This is a genomic window from Mesorhizobium sp. B3-1-9 (genome assembly GCF_006439595.1).
GTDB lineage: Bacteria > Pseudomonadota > Alphaproteobacteria > Rhizobiales > Rhizobiaceae > Mesorhizobium.
In genome coordinates this window covers 169,713-189,090 of record NZ_VFTJ01000007.1, presented here as the reverse complement: position 1 = coordinate 189,090, position 19,378 = coordinate 169,713, and the positions used below count along the sequence as shown (strand labels likewise).

General features: G+C 64.7%; 19 protein-coding genes and 1 riboswitch. Of the genes, 15 read left to right on the top strand and 4 right to left on the bottom strand.

Annotated features, from left to right (window positions below; translation table 11 throughout):
* Positions 1-10: 10 nt before the first annotated feature.
* Positions 11-598 (top strand): histidine phosphatase family protein, encoded by a 588-nt coding sequence (locus FJW07_RS15375; protein WP_140857338.1) that lies wholly within the window; start codon positions 11-13, stop codon positions 596-598.
* Positions 599-838: 240 nt separating this feature from the next.
* Here the strand turns inward: FJW07_RS15375 and FJW07_RS15370 are convergent, their stop codons facing one another.
* Positions 839-1,102, bottom strand: a complete 264-nt coding sequence (locus FJW07_RS15370) for a DUF1344 domain-containing protein (RefSeq protein ID WP_041002438.1) — start codon at positions 1,100-1,102, stop codon at positions 839-841.
* A gap of 247 nt (positions 1,103-1,349) precedes the next feature.
* Here FJW07_RS15370 and aroC point away from each other — a divergent pair, with 247 nt between their 5' ends.
* Both aroC and ribB read left to right on the top strand, forming a co-directional pair.
* The gene (aroC, locus tag FJW07_RS15365; RefSeq protein WP_140647259.1) at positions 1,350-2,465 is read left to right on the top strand and encodes a chorismate synthase; all 1,116 of its coding nucleotides are present in this window, start codon (positions 1,350-1,352) and stop codon (positions 2,463-2,465) included.
* A gap of 91 nt (positions 2,466-2,556) precedes the next feature.
* A complete protein-coding gene (gene ribB, locus FJW07_RS15360) occupies positions 2,557-3,657 on the top strand; it encodes a 3,4-dihydroxy-2-butanone-4-phosphate synthase (protein WP_140857336.1) in 1,101 nt (366 codons plus the stop codon).
* Between the two features lie 339 nt (positions 3,658-3,996).
* On the opposite strand, the gene FJW07_RS15355 is transcribed toward ribB, so the two are convergent.
* Entirely contained in the window at positions 3,997-5,217 is a 1,221-nt protein-coding gene (locus FJW07_RS15355) for an MFS transporter (protein ID WP_140857334.1), read from the bottom strand.
* Positions 5,218-5,337: 120 nt separating this feature from the next.
* Between FJW07_RS15355 and FJW07_RS15350 the strand changes: the two genes are divergently transcribed.
* From FJW07_RS15350 to FJW07_RS15340, 3 genes are all read left to right on the top strand, one after another.
* Positions 5,338-5,931, top strand: coding sequence for a TetR/AcrR family transcriptional regulator (locus FJW07_RS15350; RefSeq protein ID WP_140783434.1), 594 nt, complete (start codon positions 5,338-5,340; stop codon positions 5,929-5,931).
* A 231-nt stretch (positions 5,932-6,162) separates the two neighbouring features.
* A complete protein-coding gene (locus tag FJW07_RS15345) occupies positions 6,163-7,149 on the top strand; it encodes a hypothetical protein (protein ID WP_140857332.1) in 987 nt (328 codons plus the stop codon).
* A gap of 133 nt (positions 7,150-7,282) precedes the next feature.
* Positions 7,283-8,101 (top strand): methyltransferase domain-containing protein, encoded by an 819-nt coding sequence (locus FJW07_RS15340; RefSeq protein ID WP_140857330.1) that lies wholly within the window; start codon positions 7,283-7,285, stop codon positions 8,099-8,101.
* A 33-nt stretch (positions 8,102-8,134) separates the two neighbouring features.
* On the opposite strand, the gene bluB is transcribed toward FJW07_RS15340, so the two are convergent.
* Positions 8,135-8,875 (bottom strand): 5,6-dimethylbenzimidazole synthase, encoded by a 741-nt coding sequence (bluB, locus tag FJW07_RS15335; protein WP_140857328.1) that lies wholly within the window; start codon positions 8,873-8,875, stop codon positions 8,135-8,137.
* Positions 8,876-8,917: 42 nt separating this feature from the next.
* Positions 8,918-9,095: riboswitch (cobalamin riboswitch) on the bottom strand.
* Between the two features lie 114 nt (positions 9,096-9,209).
* Between bluB and FJW07_RS15330 the strand changes: the two genes are divergently transcribed.
* The 6 genes from FJW07_RS15330 (at position 9,210) to FJW07_RS15305 (ending at position 14,102) form a co-directional block, all read left to right on the top strand.
* The gene (locus FJW07_RS15330) at positions 9,210-10,136 is read left to right on the top strand and encodes a histone deacetylase family protein (protein ID WP_140857326.1); all 927 of its coding nucleotides are present in this window, start codon (positions 9,210-9,212) and stop codon (positions 10,134-10,136) included.
* 3 nt (positions 10,137-10,139) lie between these two features.
* Entirely contained in the window at positions 10,140-10,391 is a 252-nt protein-coding gene (locus FJW07_RS15325) for an exodeoxyribonuclease VII small subunit (protein ID WP_140647267.1), read from the top strand.
* A 45-nt stretch (positions 10,392-10,436) separates the two neighbouring features.
* Entirely contained in the window at positions 10,437-10,703 is a 267-nt protein-coding gene (locus FJW07_RS15320) for a DUF2277 domain-containing protein (RefSeq protein WP_140647268.1), read from the top strand.
* Positions 10,704-10,712: 9 nt separating this feature from the next.
* Positions 10,713-11,633, top strand: coding sequence for a pirin family protein (locus tag FJW07_RS15315; RefSeq protein ID WP_140857324.1), 921 nt, complete (start codon positions 10,713-10,715; stop codon positions 11,631-11,633).
* A 121-nt stretch (positions 11,634-11,754) separates the two neighbouring features.
* Positions 11,755-13,662 carry a 1-deoxy-D-xylulose-5-phosphate synthase gene (gene dxs / locus FJW07_RS15310; protein WP_140857322.1) on the top strand — a complete coding sequence of 636 codons (1,908 nt, stop codon included), beginning with the start codon at positions 11,755-11,757 and terminating at the stop codon, positions 13,660-13,662.
* 149 nt (positions 13,663-13,811) lie between these two features.
* A complete protein-coding gene (locus tag FJW07_RS15305) occupies positions 13,812-14,102 on the top strand; it encodes a hypothetical protein (protein WP_140857321.1) in 291 nt (96 codons plus the stop codon).
* Here FJW07_RS15305 and FJW07_RS15300 read toward each other — a convergent pair.
* Positions 14,099-14,500, bottom strand: coding sequence for a GFA family protein (locus FJW07_RS15300; RefSeq protein ID WP_140857319.1), 402 nt, complete (start codon positions 14,498-14,500; stop codon positions 14,099-14,101). The genes FJW07_RS15305 and FJW07_RS15300 overlap by 4 nt on opposite strands.
* A 109-nt stretch (positions 14,501-14,609) precedes the next feature.
* On the opposite strand from FJW07_RS15300, the gene FJW07_RS15295 reads away from it, so the two are divergent.
* The 3 genes from FJW07_RS15295 to FJW07_RS15285 all read left to right on the top strand — a co-directional run bounded on the left by FJW07_RS15295 (position 14,610) and on the right by FJW07_RS15285 (position 19,377).
* Positions 14,610-15,383, top strand: a complete 774-nt coding sequence (locus FJW07_RS15295) for a TlyA family RNA methyltransferase (protein WP_140857317.1) — start codon at positions 14,610-14,612, stop codon at positions 15,381-15,383.
* On the top strand, positions 15,380-16,621 hold the full coding sequence (locus FJW07_RS15290) for a class I SAM-dependent RNA methyltransferase (protein ID WP_140857315.1): 1,242 nt from the start codon (positions 15,380-15,382) through the stop codon (positions 16,619-16,621). Before FJW07_RS15295 ends, FJW07_RS15290 begins: the two co-directional genes overlap by 4 nt.
* A gap of 167 nt (positions 16,622-16,788) precedes the next feature.
* Positions 16,789-19,377 (top strand): caspase family protein, encoded by a 2,589-nt coding sequence (locus FJW07_RS15285; RefSeq protein WP_140857313.1) that lies wholly within the window; start codon positions 16,789-16,791, stop codon positions 19,375-19,377.
* Position 19,378 lies beyond the last annotated feature (1 nt).

The following is a 19,378-nucleotide window of genomic DNA, read 5'->3' as shown; positions in this document are numbered from 1 at the left end:
GGAAGACCTGATGTACCCGCTCGTCTACATCGCGCGCCACGGCCAGACCGAGTGGAATGCCGAGCACCGCCTGCAGGGCCAGGCCGACACCGACATCAACGACTTTGGCCGCGAGCAGGCGAGGCTCAACGGCCAGCGGCTGGCGGAGCTCGTCAGAAATCCTGCGGATTTCGACTTCGTCGCCAGCCCGATGCGGCGCACCCGCGAGACGATGGAGCTGATGCGCGAAGCGATGGGGCTCGATCCTTCCGCCTACCGCACCGATGCGCGCCTGGTGGAGATAAGCTTCGGCGACTGGCAGGGTTTTACCTTCGCCGAGCTCGAGGAACGCGCCCCCGGTTCAACCGACGGCCGCCGCCACGCCAAGTGGGATTTCCAGCCGCCAGGCGAGGGCGCGGAAAGCTACGAGATGCTGCTCGACCGGATCAAGCCGTGGCTCGACGCGCTGCGTCAGCCGACCGTCTGCGTCACCCATGGCGGCGTCATCCGCTGCTTCTTCCGCTTCGTCGCCGGCCTTTCCAAGCAAGAAGCCGCCGGTCTCGACGTCCCGCAGGACCGCCTGCTGCGACTGGAAGGCCGCAGTTTGGAGTGGTTGTGAGGAAGACGCCTCTGCTTCGTCATTCTAGGGCGAAGCAGGAGCGAAGCTCCGTCGCGGAGACCCTGGAATCCATGCCGCGACCTAGGTCAAATGGTAAAAACGGTGCAGAAGAGAACTCGTTCTGCACCGTTGCAAAGCGTCGACGTAACGGAATGGATTCTAGGGTCTGCGCGCGTCGCTACGCTCCTTGCTTCGCCCTAGAATGACGAAACACGGACGCTTCAGCCTCCAACTCGAAAGCTAATTCTGGTCGCTGTCGGGCAACTGCATGTCCGTCACGACATTCTCGCCATTGGTCACGTCATAGGCGATGACGATGTCCATGCCGGGCTTCAGCGAGTCGATATCGGTCTCGGCGTTGAGCTTGTAGGCCTTGCCGTCGTCAAGCGTCAGTGTCAGCGTGTCCTTGTCGACCTTCTTGATCAGGCCTTCGGTCTGGCCGGCGAACGCGGCGGCGGTGGAAATCAGCAACATGGCGCAGGCGGCGCCAATCAGGGTACGCATCGTCGTCCTCTTTGGTCATTGCGCCGGCTGGTCAGCGGCGGATCCTCAACGGCGGATGGGAAGAGAGCAGAAACCAACCGAATGTGTCAAAACTAAATCCGCCAGATCACAGTTTGATGCAGCCGTTTGACCACTGTGGAAAACGCCAATAGAAGGCAAGCCGGCAGCGCCGCGCGTGCTTTTGGATGCGCAGGGGATGCTGCACCACTTCAGGTTGCCGGCTCCGCCGCCGGGCAGGGCGTTTTCCATGTCACACAACACATTCGGCCATCTCTTCCGCGTCACCACCTGGGGTGAAAGCCACGGCGCCGCGCTCGGCTGCGTTGTCGATGGCTGCCCGCCCGGCATTCGCTTCAAGCGCGAGGATATCCAGGCCGAGCTCGACCGCCGCCGCCCTGGACAGTCGCGCTTCGTCACCCAGCGCCGCGAGCCGGACGAGGTCAAGATCCTGTCCGGCTTCATCCTCGACGAGGACGGCGAGACGATGATCACCACCGGCACGCCGGTTTCGATGCTTATCGAGAATGTCGACCAGCGTTCCAAGGACTATGGCGAGATCGCCCGCCAGTACCGGCCGGGCCATGCCGACTACACCTACGACGTCAAATACGGTCTGCGGGATCACCGCGGCGGCGGCCGTTCCTCGGCGCGCGAGACGGCGGCCAGAGTGGCGGCGGGCGCCTTGGCGCGCAGGATAGTTCCCGGCATGACGGTGCGCGGCGCGCTGGTCTCGATGGGCGAGAAATCGATCGACCGCGCCAACTGGAACTGGAATTTCGTCGGCGATGCCGAAAACCCCTTCTTCACACCCGATCCTGCTTCGGTGCCTGTCTTCACCCGGTATCTCGACGGCATCCGCAAGGCCGGCTCCTCGGTCGGCGCGGTGATCGAGATCGTCGCCGATGGCGTGCCGCCGGGCCTCGGCGCGCCGATCTACGCCAAGCTCGACCAGGACATCGCGTCGGGCCTGATGTCGATCAACGCCGTCAAGGGCGTCGAGATCGGCAACGGCTTCGAGGCGGCCCGCATCACCGGCGAACAGAACGCCGACGAGATGCGCATGGGCAATGACGGCAAGCCGGTGTTTTTGTCCAACAATGCCGGCGGCATCCTGGGCGGCATTTCGACCGGACAGGCGATCGTCGCCCGCTTCGCCGTCAAGCCGACCTCGTCGATCCTGACCCCGCGCCAGTCGATCGACAAGGACGGCAAGGATGTCGAGGTGATGACCAAGGGCCGCCACGACCCTTGCGTCGGCATCCGCGCCGTGCCGATCGGCGAGGCCATGGTTGCCTGCGCGGTCGCCGATCATTATCTGCGGCACAGAGGACAGACAGGGAAGGCAGTAGGCAGTAGGGATTAGGCAGTAGACCGCCCGACACAGCCGTTTTCTTTCTTCTACTGCCTACTGCCTACTGCCTACTGCCTAATTCCTGCGAGCGAAGCGAGCGCCAATGCCATACGACCAGAAGAAGATCGTCGAAGCGATCCGCGCCTTCGAGCGCGGCGAGATCGTCGTCGTCATGGACGATGACGGGCGCGAGAACGAGGGCGATCTGATCGTCGCCGCCGTCCACTGCACGCCGGAGAAGATGGCCTTCATCGTCCGCAACACCTCCGGCATTGTCTGCACGCCGATGCTGCGTGACGATGCCAGGCGGCTGAACCTCGCGCCGATGGTGGCGGACAATGACTCCGCCCACACCACCGCATTCACGGTCAGCGTCGATTTCAAGCACGGCACCACGACCGGCATTTCCGCCGACGACCGCACGCTCACCGTACGCAACCTTGCCAACGGCAATGTCGGCCCGTCCGATTTCGTGCGTCCCGGCCACATCTTCCCGCTGATCGCGCGCGAAGGCGGTGTCTTGATGCGCTCCGGCCACACCGAGGCCGCGGTCGACCTCTGCAAGCTTGCCGGCCTGCCCCTGGTCGGTGTCATCTCCGAACTGGTCAACGACGACGGCACGGTCAAGCGCGGCCCTGAAGTGCAGGCCTTCGCGGAACAGCATGGCCTGAAGCAGGTCTCGGTCGCAGACCTCATCGCCTACCGCCAGCGCAAGGAAACGCTGGTCGAGCGCGTCGCCTGCTCCGACATCGACACGCCCGGCGGCAAGGCGCAGGTCTTCACCTACACGCTGCCCTGGGATTCCATGCACCATGTCGCGGTCGTCTTCGGCGATATTCGTGACGGCGAGGACGTGCCGGTGCGCCTGCATTCGGAAGATGTCGTCACCGACGTCTTCGGCACCAGCCATCGCCTCGACGGCATCATGAAGGCGATGGGCGAGCGCAGGCGCGGCGTCATCGTCTATCTGCGTGAAGGCTCGGTCGGCGTCGCCCACCAGGAGCGCAAGCGCCCTGTGAGTGGCGAGCGCGAAGATCATGAAGAAGCGCGCCGCCGCGAGAACGAATGGCGCGAGATCGGCCTCGGCGCCCAGATCCTCAAGGACCTCGGCATCTCCTCGATCAACCTGATCGCCTCGCGCGAGCGCCACTATGTCGGCCTCGAAGGCTTTGGCATCCACATCGCCAAGACCGAGATTCTTTAGGCTGCCGGGGCGCCGAAGGTCCTGGCGGCAGCCCCGCCGGCGTTGCTGATTGACCAGAGCCTCCGCGACGGAGGCGATTGGCCGGAGCCTCCGCGACGTCGTCATCCACGGGCGAAGCAAGGAGCGAAGCGACGCGCGCAGACCCGAGGATCCATTCCGTGACTTCGACGCGTCGCAACGGTCCAGAATTCTGCTCCGTAGCGTTCTACGATCAAGGACACGGAATGGCTCCTCGGGTCTGCGCTCCGCTTCGCGTCGCTCCGCCCGTGGATGACGAAGTCGCGAGGGTCTCGGCCAATTCCGAACGCTGGCGAAACGAGTACCGGACGCTTCGTTCCGTCACTCCGCAGGCACCACCGCTTCGCCCCTGTCCGCGTCGCAATCACCCGTCGCCAGCCGGCACTGCCCGGCAAGCACGGTGGCCAGCGCGATCGCCCCGGCCGCCACCGACACCCAGAACCCGTTCTGCGGACCGAAATTGTCGACCATCCAGCCGGCGGCGAAGGAGCCCAGCGCCATGCCGATGCCGATGCCGGTGGTTACCCAGGTGACGCCTTCGGTGAGCATTGCCGGCGGCACATGGCGCTCGATCAGGCCGAAGGCTGTGATGAAGGTCGGCGAGATCGCGACGCCGCTGACGAAGACCGCCAGCGCCAGCGTCGGCACCGTGTCGGCGAAAAGCAATGGCAGGGTGGTGAGCGCGATCACCGTGACCGCGACCGCGAGTTGCCGCTGCAGCGGCGCCTTCAGGCTGAGCGCGCCGACGATGATGCCGAGCACGAAGGATCCAAGCGCATAGACGCCGATGACGGGGCTTGCAGCCTCGGGCTGACCGAGCGCCTTGGTGATGGCGACGGTGGTGACTTCCGTGGTGGCGAAGGTCGCGCCGACGAAGATCAGCGCGAAGGTGATGATCTGCACCGGCCGCAGGCGGATCGCCGAACCGGCCGCGCCATGTTCCGCCGGACGTACCGGCGGCTCGGACGAGCGCTGCAGCAGGAATGCCGCCGAACCGAGCGCGAGCAGCAACGTGCTGACCACCATGCCGGCTTCGGGAAACAGAGCCGCGCTCAAGCCCACCGACAGCGAGGCTCCGGCGACATAGACCAATTCGTCCGCGGCCGATTCGAACGCGAAGGCGGTGCTCAACTCGGGACGATCGCGAAAAATCTCGGTCCAGCGAGCCCTGACCAGCGCCGGGATGTTGGGCATGGCGGCAGCAAGCAGCGCCGACCCGAACAGGGTCCAGGCCGGCCAGTGCTGGTTGGCCGCCACGATCAATGTCGTGAAGGCAAGCACCGAGACAAGCGTGGTCGGCAGGGCAATCGCGCTTTGGCCAAGCTGATCCACCCATCGCGAGATCTGCGGTGACAAAACAGCATTCACAAGGGCGTAGGTCGCGGAGACCGCCCCGGCCAGCCAATATTCGCCATGCGTCTGCGAGAGCATCGCCACGATGCCGATCGGCGCCATGGCGATCGGCAGCCGCGCGATGAAGGCGGCCGCGGCAAAGCCTTTCGTGCCGGGAGCCCGAAAGATGTCCGCATAGGGGTTTCGCATGATCCTGCTCCTCGACAAGGTTGCATACTAAAACTACATGCGCTGCGTATGAATGTGAGATAGTTCATACGCTGCGTATGTCAATTGGCATACGAGGCGTATGTTAGTAGGGCCAGAGCCATGCACAGACCGCGCAAGGAGATGATCGCCGAAACGCGCGCCAAGCTGATCGCGGCCGCCCGCCACGCCTTCGGCACGGTCGGCTACGCCGAGGCCTCGATGGACGATTTCACCGCGTCGGCCGGCCTGACGCGCGGCGCGCTCTACCATCATTTCGGCGACAAGAAGGGGCTGCTGCAGGCGGTGATCGCCGAGATCGACGGCGAAATGGCTGTACGGGTGAACGAGGTGGCTTCGAAGGCGCCGACCCGCTGGCAGCATTTCGTCGATGAATGCACCAGCTATATCGAAATGGCGCTGGAGCCGGAAATCCAGCGCATCATGTTCCGCGACGGCCCGGCGGTGCTCGGCGACCCGGCGCAGTGGCCGAATGCCAGCGCCTGTATCGCCTCGATGACCGACCATCTGACGAAGCTGCAGGACGAGGAGGTGGTCGTTCCAGAGCTTGATCCCGAGACGACCTCACGGCTGATCAATGGCGCCAGCAGCCAGGCCGCGCAGCGCATCGCCAATTCGAACGATCCCGAAGCGACGTCGAAGAAGGCGATCGCGGCGTTCAAGCAACTGCTCGAAGGCTTGCGCAAGAGGGTTTGACGGCACGCTTGGGTAACCAAGCCACCGGGTTGTGCACCGCTTTCCGACCGGCACAACCCCGCCGCGATTGACAATCAATAGGGCGAGCGCATCCTCCACCGCCAACTCTTACAGCGCCGCGCGTTCTTTGAACGCGCAAGGACGCTGTAAAAACTTTGATTCAGCGCATGGCCCTTCCCGAAATCGATTCCGATTTTCGGGATCATGCGCGGGGGTGTGGAGAGTCGGGGCATGTGGGACTTCAGCATCGCCAAGTCGGTGTCCATCATGATGCGGACATGGCCGTTCATCGTCTTTCGCATGATCGTCTATTTCGGCATCACGGTCGCCTACATCATGGCGACCGGCACGGGCGCCAGCGTCGGCTACGGCGTCGGTCACATCTCGACCGATCCGGACGGCCCGATGTCCTTCGCGCTCTGGGGCGGCGTGGTCGGCTTCGGCGTCGTGTCGATCGCCGTCTACTGGATCCGCGAATACATCCTCTACGTGCTGAAGGCGGGCCATATCGCCGTCATGGTGCATCTGATCGACGGCCACGATGTCCCTGACGGCCAGAACCAGATCGCCTATGCCAAGGAAGTGGTCACCCAGCGTTTCGCCGAGGCCAACATCCTTTTCGTCGTCGACCAACTGGTCAAGGGCGCCATCCGCGCCATCACCGGCCTGATCGGCGGCATAGCCGCCTTCCTGCCGATCCCGGGCCTGAGCGGCCTGGTCGGCTTCATCAACACCGTCATCCGTATCTCGCTGACCTATGTCGACGAGATCATCCTCGGCTACAACATCCGCATCAATTCGAACTCGCCCTTCGAGACGGCCAGGCAAGGTGTCGTCCTCTACGCCCAGAACGGCAAGCACATGGTCAAGAACGCCGTCTGGCTGGCGGCGATCATGTGGGGCGTGTCCTTCGTCATCTTCCTGTTGATGCTGGCGCCCGCGGCCGCGATCCTCTGGGTCATGCCGGGTCAGCTTGCCGGCTGGGCTTTCGTGCTGGCCATCGTCTTTGCCTGGGCCTTCAAGGCGGCCTTCATCGAGCCCTTCGCCATTGCATCGCTGATGCAGGTCTATTTCGAAGCCATCGAGGGCCAGGTGCCCAATCCCGAATGGGACCACCGGCTGGCCGAGGCCTCGTCCAAGTTCAGGGAACTGCGCGACAAGGCGCTGGGCTCCTTCGGCGGCGGCTCGCGCTGGGAGGCTCCAAAGACCGCAGCCTGAGGCAAGTCGAGAAACCGGACTTTACCGCCCGGGCCATCTTCATGAAAGCTTCGTCGCGCCAAGGCAGAATATTGGCGCCTCACAGACCAAACGTCATGATCTGCGCTTAGAATTGGCCATTTGGAGGAATTCGATGAGCGATGTCGACTACGCGCTGGGGCATGCAGAGGCGGAACTGCGACGTCTTGTCACTCAGGCGCGGTTGATCGATCCGATCACACGCCGCTTCTTGGAAGCAGCGGGGATCGCCAAAGGCATGCGCATCCTCGATATCGGCAGCGGGGCAGGCGATGTCGCGTTTCTTTGTGGCGAACTCGTTGGGCCGACCGGAGAAGTCGTGGGTACGGACCTTGCCCTGGTAGCTGTCGAGCAGGCGGAACTGCGCGCCAAGAATGCCGGGTCAGATAGAATCGCCTTCAGGCACGGCGACCCGGCCGAAATGAAATTCGACGAACCGTTTGATGCGATAGTTGGTCGTTACGTTCTCCAGTTCATGCCCGATCCGGCGCAATCGCTTCGCCGGATCGTCCGCCATTTGCGAACAGGTGGGATCGTTATATTCCATGAGCTTGACTGGGATGGAGCGCGTTCATCGCCTCCGTCGCCAACCTACGATCAGGTGTGCGGGTTGCTCAGCAGCACTATCGAGAGAGCGGGCGCGCAGGTGCGCCTTGGCGCGCGGCTCGCCCGCGTGTTTGAAGATGCTGGCTTGCCTGCGCCGACCCTGAGATTGGAGGCGGTCATTGCGTCCGGACGTCGAACCGTCGACGTTGTGCATCTTGTGACCGATCTTGTCGAGACACAATTGCCGACCATGGAAAGGCTCGGGATCGTGACAGCTTCGCAAATCGAGCCCTCGGTGCTCGCGGAGCGTATCCTTTCGGAGATAGGCAAAGACGGCACGTTGATGGGACGATCGGAAATAGGCGCTTGGACGGCAACGCCGGCGTGAACGCGCACGTGTCGCGATCACGGCAAATTTGGATCACCCGCGCGACATGATCTTCAACTTGCCATAATGCTCTATCGCCGATTTGAGCGGCGCCTCGCCGGCGCCGCGAAAAGTCTCGCTCATCACCAGTTCCGGCAGCGGCAGGCGCTTGCCCCAGCCATGCGCCTCGAGATCGGGCTTCGGCGCGAAGGCTGAGACGCGGCCGACGCAGAGATAGGCGATCGGCGTCACATGTTCCGGGATCGACAAGAGCTGCTTCAGCGCTTCCGTCTCGATGATGCTGACCCAGCCGACGCCGACACCCTCGGCCCGCGCCGCCAGCCAGAAATTCTGCACCGCGCAGACGGTGCTGTAGAGGTCCATCTCCGGATTGTGCCAGCGCCCGAGCGGCGAATCCTTCGACCGCTGCCGGTCGCAGGTGATGCACAGATTGAGCGCGCTTTCGCAGATGCCCTCGAGCTTAAGCTTGCGGTATAGCGCCTGCCGTTCCGCCTCGATCGCCGGCAGCTCCTGCTCGCGCGCGGCGAGGAACAGGTCGCGCACCTCCCGCCGCCTGCCTGGATCGCGGATGACGATGAAGTTCCACGGCTGCATATAGCCGACCGAGGGCGCATGATGCGCGGCGGTGATGAGCCGCGCCAACACGCTGTCATCGAGATCGTCGGGGACAAAATGGCTGCGCACGTCACGCCTGGTGAACATCGCCCGATAGACCGCGTCGCGCGCCAATTGGTCAAAGTCGTCGCCGCCCGCGGCGATCGCTGCTGCCGTCATCGCTTTTCCCCTTGCGACAAGCAGTTTCCCGCCTGACCAAGCGGAAAACCATGTCTGCCGGGCCGGTCTTCTGGCTCGGGATCCTCCCGCATCCGGCGCCTTCCCGTCATCGACAGTGGCTTTGCCGGCGCGGTCCCCCTCACAGCGTTGGGCACGCCACGGAGTTCAACCGTGTTCCCGATTCTCCCGCGTCGCGGGCACCAGGCAGCGAAGAACCTTACCGCGAAGCTTGCGCCGCGCCAATGGCGCCAGCGACACGGGCTGGCGCAATTTTCCCCAGCCATTCGGCTTTCAAACATGGTCATCCGCGCCGCCGGTGCCTAGATTAGGCGCCATGGCCACCCGTCTCTACACGCACCCGATCTTTCTGGAACACCTCACGCCGCCCGGCCATCCCGAGCGGCCCGACCGCCTGCGCGCCATCGAACGCGTGCTCGACGACGAGGCTTTTTCGGCGCTCGACCGCGTTAAGGCGCCTGAAGGCGACGAGAAAACGATCCTCTATGCGCATCCCGAGGATTTCGTCGAGCGCGTGCGCGCGGCGATCCCTGAGAGCGGCATCGTCTCGATCGACGCCGATACCAGCGCCAGCCCGAAAAGCTGGCAGGCCGTGGTGACGGCGATCGGCGGCGCCAACGCGGCAGTGGACGACGTCTTCGAGGGCCGTGCCGCCAACGTCTTCGTCGCTGCCCGTCCGCCGGGTCACCACGCCGAAAAGGCCACCGCGATGGGCTTCTGCCTGTTCAACACGGCCGCGATCGCCGCCCGCTACGCGCAGAAGAAGCATCAGGCCGAGCGCGTCGCCATCGTCGACTGGGACGTCCACCACGGCAACGGCACACAGGACATTTTTTGGGACGACCCGTCGGTTCTCTATTGCTCGACGCACCAGATGCCGCTTTATCCCGGTACCGGAGCGAAAAGCGAAACCGGCGCCGGCAACATCGTCAACGCGCCGCTCGCGCCGCAGACCGGCAGCGACCTGTTCCGCGACGCCTTCCTGTCGCGCGTGCTGCCCTCGATCGATGCGTTCGCGCCGGACTTGATCATCATTTCCGCCGGTTTCGACGCGCACCACCGCGATCCGCTCGCCGAGATCAACCTGACCGAGGACGATTTCGACTGGGCGACCGGGCAATTGATGGAGCGCGCCGGCCGCCACAGCTCCAACAGGCTCGTCAGCCTGCTTGAAGGCGGCTACGATCTGCAGGGACTGGCATTTTCAGTCGCCGCCCATGTCGGGCGGCTGATGAAGGGATAGGCTATGGCATTGGAAGGCAATGAGGACGTCAAGGCGATGAGCTTCGAACAGGCGCTCGACGCGCTGGAGAAGATCGTCGATGATCTTGAGCGCGGCGACGTCCCGCTCGACCAGTCGATCAAGATCTACGAGCGCGGCGAAGCGCTGAAGGCGCATTGCGACCGTCTGCTGAAAGCGGCCGAGGACAAGGTCGAGAAGATCAGGCTGTCGCGCGACGGCAAACCGGTTGGAACGGAGCCGCTCGACGCTGAGTAATTTGGACGACGGTGGGGCAAAGAAAGCAGGTAAGGAGTTCAAGCTATGTGCCGCAACATCAAGACCCTGGCCAATTTCGAGCCGCCGGCGACCAATGACGAAGTGCATGACGCAGCGCTGCAATTCGTGCGCAAACTGAGCGGCTCGACCAAGCCCTCCAAGCGCAACGAACATGCCTTCCACCATGCCGTCGAGGCGATCACAGCTGTCGCGCGCGAATTGATCGATTCGCTCGAAACCAACCAGGAACCGCGCAATCGCGAGGAAGAGGCGGCCAAGGCGAAGGCCAGGTCGGCGCTGCGTTTCGCCTGAGGATCCGATATGAGCTTTTTTCCGGGAAACGATCCTGAACCGGGCGATGCCTTCGCCTGCGACCAGATCGAGCTGATGGTCGTCCCCAACGCCAAGGACATTGGCGGCTTCGAGGTGCGCCGCGCCCTGCCGACGGCGAAGCGCCGTCTGGTCGGGCCGTTCATCTTCTTCGACCGCATGGGACCGGCGATCCTGCGCGCCGGCCATGCGCTCGACGTGCGCCCGCATCCGCATATCGGGCTGTCCACCGTCACCTACCTGTTCGACGGCAAGATCAGGCATCGCGACTCGCTCGGCACTGAAATGGTGATCGCGCCGGGCGACGTGAATTTGATGACCGCCGGGCGCGGCATCGTCCATTCCGAGCGCACGCCGGAGGAGTTGCGCGGCGCGCCGATGTCGGTCTCCGGCCTGCAGACCTGGCTGGCGCTGCCCGACGGCAAGGAGGAAATTGCCCCGGTGTTCGCGAACACATCGGTGGCCCGCTTGCCGCAGATCGATGCCGAGGGCGTCAGCGGCCGCGTCGTCGCCGGCGAATTCTCAGGCCTGCGCTCGCCCGTGGCGACCGCTTCGGACACGCTTTACGCCGATCTCAGGCTGGCGGCGGGCGCGAGCGTGAAGATCCCGGCCGATGCCGAGGAGCGCGCCATCTACACGCTGGAAGGCGACGTCTCGATCGCCGGCGATATTTTCCCGGCCGAGCGGCTCCTGGTGTTCAAGCCGGGCGAGGAGATCGTCGTTTCCTCCGAGCGCGGCGCGCATTTCATGCTGTTCGGCGGGGCTTCGCTGGGCTCCAAGCGCTACATCTGGTGGAATTTCGTGTCGTCCTCCAAGGAACGCATCGAGCAAGCCAAGCAGGAATGGAAGACAGGTCGCTTCGATATCGTTCCCGGCGATGAAGAAGAGTTCATCCCGCTGCCGGAGAATTAGGGTCCGCTTGCGCGTCACTGGCGCGCATTTACATTCGTCCGCCGGCGGCCTATTCCGCGCATGATTATGGCGCAATCTGCTGATAGCGCCGTGTTCGATCGATAAGGCAGGACGCGCCCGAGTGAAGCCAGACACGCCGCTGCTCGACAAGGTCCGCATTCCGGCGGATTTGCGGACGCTCGATGAGGGCGCGCTGCCGCAATTTGCCGCGGAACTGCGCGCCGAGCTCATCGACGCCGTGTCGCAGACCGGCGGCCATCTCGGCGCCGGGCTCGGCGTCGTCGAACTGACGGTCGCCCTGCATTATGTCTTCGACACCCCGGACGACCGGCTGATCTGGGACGTCGGCCATCAGGCCTATCCGCACAAGATCCTGACCGGCCGCCGCGACCGCATCCGCACGCTGCGCCAGGAGGGCGGCCTCTCCGGTTTCACCCGGCGCGCCGAGAGCGAATACGACCCGTTCGGCGCGGCGCATTCGTCGACCTCGATCTCGGCCGGCCTCGGCATGGCCATGGCGCGCGACCTGTCGGGCGGCCGCAACAATGTGATTTCCGTCATCGGCGACGGCTCGATGTCGGCCGGCATGGCCTTCGAGGCGCTGAACAATGCCGGCGCGCTCGACGCCCGGCTGATCGTCATCCTCAACGACAACGACATGTCGATCGCGCCGCCGACCGGCGCCATGAGCGCCTATCTGGCCAGGCTCGCCTCCGGCAAGGCCTATCTCGGCCTGCGCGATTTCGGCAAGAAGCTAACATCCTATCTCGGCAAGCGCGCCGACCGCGCCATCACCCGGGCGGTCGAGCATGCGCGCGGTTACGTCACCGGCGGCACCCTGTTCGAGGAACTCGGCTTCTATCACATCGGCCCCATCGACGGGCACAATCTCGAACATCTGATCCCGGTGCTGAAGAACGTGCGCGACAACGGCAAAGGCCCGGTTCTGGTCCATGTCGTGACCCAGAAGGGCAAGGGCTACGCGCCGGCGGAGGCCGCGGCCGACAAATATCACGGCGTCAACAAGTTCGACGTCATCACCGGCGCGCAGGCCAAGGCGCCGGCCAACGCCCCCGCCTACACCAAGGTGTTCGCCGAAAGCCTGATCCAGGAGGCACGTGAGGACGACCGTATCGTCGCCATCACCGCCGCCATGCCGAGCGGCACCGGCCTCGACCTGTTCGGCGAGATATTTCCGCTGCGGACCTTCGATGTCGGCATCGCCGAGCAGCATGCGGTAACCTTCGCCGCCGGGCTGGCCACCGAAGGCTACAAGCCCTTCGCCGCCATCTATTCCACCTTCCTGCAGCGCGCCTACGACCAGGTCGTCCACGACGTTGCGATCCAGAAATTGCCGGTGCGCTTTCCCATCGACCGCGCCGGTTTCGTCGGCGCCGACGGCGCCACCCATTGCGGCGCTTTCGACACCACCTTCCTCGCTACGCTGCCGGGCTTCGTCGTCATGGCCGCCGCGGACGAGGCGGAACTACGCCATATGGTGCGCACCGCGGCTGCCTATGATGAGGGCCCGATCGCCTTCCGCTATCCGCGCGGCAACGGCGTCGGCGTCGACATGCCGGAGCGCGGCTCGCTGCTCGAAATCGGCAAGGGTCGTATTCTCAAGGAAGGGATCAAGGTCGCCCTGCTTTCCTTCGGCACGCGGCTGCAGGATTGCCTTCTGGCCGCCGAGGAACTCGGCGCGGCGGGCCTGTCCACCACCGTCGCCGACGCCCGCTTCGCCAAGCCGCTGGACAAAGATCTCATCCGCCGCCTCGCCCGCTCGCACGAAGTGCTGGTGACCGTGGAGGAGGGCGCGATTGGCGGTTTCGCCAGCCAGGTGCTGCATTTCCTCGCCCACGAAGGCCTGCTGGAAAGCGGCCTCAAGGTGCGCCCGCTGGTACTGCCGGACGCGTTCACCGACCACGCGAAACCCGAAAAGATGTATGCCGATGCCGGCCTGGATTCGGTGGGTATCGTGCGCACGGTCTTCGCGACGCTCGGCCGTGGCGTTCAGGCGCAGCGTGCCTGAATCAGGACTTCAAGACCTGAATCGTTTTGCCGGCTTCCGGATGTAACTATCTGTTAACGCTCCCGTTTGGCGGTTCGCTTACCCTGTCTCTTGGCCGATTTTCAACGGCGCCCTGCTAGAAGCTCGAGCCAGGCAGGGAGACAACAGAAATGAAAACGCTTCTGTGCGGCGTGGCCCTTTTGGCTGCCATGGCTGCGCCGGCGACAGCCGAAACGCGTTACGACCGCAACCTTGAAAAGGCGGTGCTGGATATTGTCGCCGGCAAGATGGGCAACATCCGCGGCGCCTTCTCCTACAGGCAGGTTCCTCAACTCGTCATGGTGCCGGAAGCGACGACGCCGGCTGTGCCGGCGCCGGTCGAGCCGCCCCGCAGGGAAGCCTCCGGCAATGATGGCCTGACGCCGGCCGTCGAGCGCCGGGTTTCGCGAACCGTATTTTAGAACCACATATCGCGCACGCAGCGGCCGTCGCGCGGCAGGTCGTCATACGTATCGAGGCCGTCGAAATGGTCGATCGGCAGGTCGGCGACGTCCTCGGGCGGCGCCAGTCTGACATTGACGGCGATGCGCGTGCGGCCGCTCTTGCCGGAACGCAAGCCGCGCCAGGCGACGACGCAGGCGCAGGTCGGGCAGAACAGGATCTCCAGCGAGGGTTCGGCCACCCCGGCGCGCGTATAGGATTTCAGCGGCCCGGCAACGCGAATGCACTCGTCGACATAGTCATAGGCCCAGAGCGTGCCGTAGCGGCGGCAAAGCGTGCAGTTGCAGGCGGTGATTCCGCCGGGATCGCCTTCCAGCGTCCAATGGACCGCGCCGCAATGACAGGTACCCTTCAGCATCGCCACCTCCACCGACTGACGAACGGCCCGTTCCTGTCCGCATTCTGCAGCCTGTCGCCCGATATTCAAACCCATTGCGTTCGCGCCCGGCTTTCGCCAATGAAGGCCGATGAGTTCCCCTTTGCCAGCCAGCCAACGCCAGCGGCTCGACGAATTGCTCGTTGGGCGCGGCCTGTTCGCCAGCCGCTCGCGTGCCCGCGACGCGATCGAGCGCGGCACGGTAACGGTCGACGGCATCGTTGCCCGCAAGCCCGGCCAGGCTGTCGCGCTGGACTGCCTGGTCGCCATCGACGATCCGGCGCACGCCTATGTGTCGCGCGCGGCATTGAAGCTGATCGCCGGCCTCGATCGTTTCGGCCTCGATCCTTCCGGCAGCGAGGCGCTCGATGTCGGCGCCTCGACCGGCGGCTTCACCCAGGTGCTGCTCGAGCGCGGCGTGGCGCATGTCACGGCGATCGATGTCGGCCACGGCCAAATGCATCCCGACATTGCCGGTAACCCGCGTGTGACGGTGATCGAGGGGCTGAACGCCCGCGACCTGACGGCGGCCGATCTCGGCGGCCGCGCTCCCGCTTTCCTGGTCTGCGACGTCAGCTTCATCTCGCTGAAGCTGGCGCTGCCGCCGGCGCTGCAATTGGCGGGCGAGGGCGCCAGGGCAATTCTTCTGGTCAAGCCGCAATTCGAGGCCGGGCGCGAGGCCATCGGCAAGGGCGGCCTGCTCAGGCAGCCAGAAGACGCTGAGCGCATTGCTGTCAGCCTGGCTGATTGGCTTGCCGGCATTCCCGGCTGGCGGGTGCTCGGGCTGCACCCGTCGCCGATCGAAGGCGGCGACGGCAACCGCGAGTTCCTGCTCGCCGCCATAAAGGATGCGGGGTCGCGATGAGCACACGCTTCACCATCGCCAGGCTGGGCTCGCAAGGCGACGGCATCGCCAACGCCGAGGGCGGGGAGGTCTTCATCCCCTTCACGCTGCCAGGCGAAACCGTCACGGCCGCGCGCCAGAGGGATCGCGCTACGTTGATGTCGGTGCTGGAAGCCTCGCCGTTCAGGATCGATCCCGCCTGCCGTCATTTCACCGAATGCGGCGGCTGCGCGCTGCAGCATTTCGAAGCCGAAGCCTACCGGCAATGGAAGCGCGAGAAGGTCGTGCAGGCGCTGAAGGCCAAGGGCATAGCTTGCGAGATCGCTGCGCTGGTGCCGTGCGCGCCGCACACCCGCCGCCGCGTCACCTTCAGTGCCAGGCGCACCGATGCCGGCATGCTGCTTGGCTTCGTGCGCGCGCTGTCCTCCGAGATCATCCCGATCGAGGAATGCCCGATCTCGCTGCCGGCGATTGTTTCGGCGCTCGATAAATTGCGTGCTCTGGCCGGATTGGTCTGCGCCACGCCGAAGGCGTTCCATATGACGGTGACCGTCACGGCTTCGGGCCTCGACATTGCCGTCCATGATCCCGGCAAGCTCGGCGACCACCAGCGCCGCATCGCGTCGAATTTCGTCATGGCCGAGGGCCTGGCGCGGCTTTCCGTCGACGGCGAGATCGTCGTCGAACCGAAGAAGCCGGTGGTGCAGTTCGGATCCGTCGCTGTCGCCCTGCCGCCCGGCGCCTTCCTGCAGGCGACGGAAGCCGCCGAGCAGGCGCTGGCGGACCTTGTCGGCCAGCACCTGTCGCGCGCCAGGAAAGTCGCGGACCTGTTTGCCGGCTGCGGTAGCTTCGCGCTGCGGCTTGGCGTGAAGTCGGAGGTCCATGCGGTCGAAGGCGATGCGCCGGCGCTCGCCGCACTCGACCGCGCCTTTCGTTTCGCCGGTGGCCTGAAGCGGGTGACCAGTGAACGCCGCGACCTTTTCCGCCGGCCGCTGACCTTCAAGGAGCTGAACGCTTTCGACGGAGTGGTCTTCGATCCGCCGCGCGCCGGCGCCGAGGACCAGTCGAAGCAGATCGCCCGTTCCGACGTGCCGCTGGTCGCCGCCGTCTCCTGCAATCCGGTGACGCTGGCGCGCGATCTGCGCATCCTGATCGATGGCGGCTATACGCTGAAGAGCGCCACGCCGATCGATCAGTTCCTGTGGTCGCCGCATGTCGAGGCCGTCGCGTTTTTGGAGAAGCCGAAGCGGCGGCGGTAGCTCGCGGCCGGAGGCTCGCGTGAAAATTGCGAAGCCTCTGTTCTTTCGACGAAATTGCGCCCTAAAGCGGCCTTTTTGCAGGGCCTTAATTCTGCTGTTAGGGAAACATTCCTGCCTCTCCGGCGTTATCGCGTTGGACGAATGGCGGACAAGGATGGCGGATAGCAATGCGCTCGCTTCGGAAAGTCATCGGTCTTGTCGTCGTTCTCATCGCGTTCGCCGTCGCGTCCACGCCGGACGCGCTCGCCCAACAGCAGAAACGTCTCGCATTCGTCATCGGCAACGCCGCCTATCCGTCGGATGCACTGGTCACCTCCGCGAATGACGCCGGTCTGATCGCGCAGACCCTGCAGGCAGCAGGTTTCGATGTGGTCGGCGCGCGCGATGTCGACCAGGAATCGCTGCGTGGCGCGCTGCGCGATTTCCTTGGAAAGGTTTCTGCCGCCGGTCCGGACGCAGCCGTTTTCGTATATCTCGCCGGCCGCGGCGTGCAGTTCGAGGGCGAGAACTATTTCTTGCCGGTCGACGCCCAGATTGCCAATCCGGCCGACGTGCCGCTGCAGGCCATGCGGCTCTCCGATATCACCAAGTCTCTGGCGGGACTGCCGGCGAAGGTCAATATCGTGGTCCTCGACGCGGCTCGGCCGAATGCCCTTCCGAAAATGAACCAGCCGCTGGCCAGCGGTCTCGCGCTGGTCGACCCCGACCCCAACATGCTGATTGCGTTCAACGCGGCGCCCGGAACGGTTGCGCCGGAAGGCAAGGGCCCATACGGGGCCTATGCCCAGGCGCTTGCCGAGATGATGCGCGACGGCGGCTTGTCGCTTGACGATGTTTTCGACCGCACGCGGCTACGCGTCAACGAGGTGACGCAAGGCGCCGAAGTTCCGTGGGACGCCTCGAAGATCAGCGCGCCCTTCGTCTTCTTCGAACGCGCTGCGGACGCGCCGCCGCCGAAGGTTTCCGAGGCCGAAGACCGGGCCAACCGGACCAGGCCGATCCGCGACTTCAATGCGCATGACGCCTATGTCGCGGCACTCGATCGAGATACCATGCGCGGCTACGAGGAATTCCTCGTCGCCTATCCGCATGATCCGATGGCCAAGCGTGTGCGCGCCATCATCGCGGCGCGGCGCGAGGCGATCATCTGGCGCGAAACATGGCTGCGGGATACGCCGGAGGCCTATTGGTCCTACCTCGAGCGCTATCCGCACGGGCTGCATGCCTGGGACGCGCGTCGCCGGCTGGAGCATTTTGACGCCGAGCTCGAGCCACCGACAAGCTTCACCGTCATCGTCTACGACGTGCCGCCGCCGCCGCCGGAGGAAATCATCTATGTCGACAGGCCGGTGCTCTATTTCGACGATCCCGATTTCGACTTCGAGCCGCCGCCGCCGATCGACGTGATATTCCTGCCGCCGCCGCCGCCGGATTTCGTCGTGCTGCCGCCGCCCCCGCCGCCGGTCGATGTTTACGTCCTGCCGACGCCGGTCTTCGTCCCCGTGCCGGTCTGGGTCAGGCCGCCGCGTGACATCGTGCCGCCGCCAAACGACATCATCTTCAACAACATTCACAACACGACCGTCATCAACAACATCAACAACACGACGATCAACAACGAGCCGGCCAATCAGGCCGGACAGCCGAGCGCCAATGCACCGAGCGGCCTCACCACCGGGCAGAAGATAGCGGTTGGTGCGGGCGCGGCCGCACTGGCGGCCAAGGTGGCGCTGCCGCCGTTGCTGCAGAAAAGGGCGGTGCTGTTCAAGCAAAATCAGGGCGGCCAGCCGCTGAAGCCCGGCCAGGCTGCGACGCAGGGCCAGCAGCCGGGTGCGACGCCGCAATCGCTGAAGCCGGGCCAGGCTGTCACGCAGGGCCAGCAGCCCGGTGCGACGCCGCAGGCGAAGACGATGGGCAAGCTCTCGACTGATCACGCCTTGCCGGGAGCTGACGGCAAAGCGCTGCCGCTCGTCAACGGCAAGCCGGTGCTCAACGGCCAGAACGCGCCCAACAGGAAGGTGCTGGGCAAGCAAGGCACTGTGAGTGGCAACCAGCAGGCTACCGGAAATGCCGGTGCCGCCGTTACCGGCAACAGCCAGCAGAACGGAGTTGTCAATGATCAGGGCAAGAAGGGCAAGTTCCTCAAGCTGCCGACCGTCAATGGCGCGCCGGGCGAGAACGGGCAGAACGCTCAGCAGAGGTTCGGGAAGAACAATCCGAATGCGTTGTCCGGCCAGAACGAAAACAGACCGAGGAAGCTGACACGCAAGGATCTGTCGGGAGGCCAGACAGCTGTCAGCCCGAGCGACCAAGGTTCGGTCAACGGAGGCGATGGAGGTAAGAAGTTCCGCAAGCTGCCGACCGTCAACGGCGCGCCGGCCGACAACCGTGCGAGCGTGCAGGAGCGGCTCAGGAGAAACAATCCGAGTGTGTTCTCCGACCAGAATCAGGGCTCGGCCAATGGAAACAGGAAGTTCCGAAGGCTGCCGAACGGCGAAGAGGGTTCCGCCGGCGCAGGCGCCAACGTCCAGCGCAACTTCAAGCAGGAAAGGCCGAACGTGCAGGTGCTCAGGCCGCAAAGGCCGGAGTTCCAGGCGCAGCCAAAGCCTCAGATGCAAGAGAGACGCCTGCAGCAGCTGCGGCCTCAGCCTCAGATACAGGAACGGCGCCTGCCGCAGCAGCCCAAGGAGCAGCCGCTCCAGGGAAACAAGAAGCCGACCTGCGGGCGTCCTGGCGAGCCGCCCTGCCAGCAGTAGG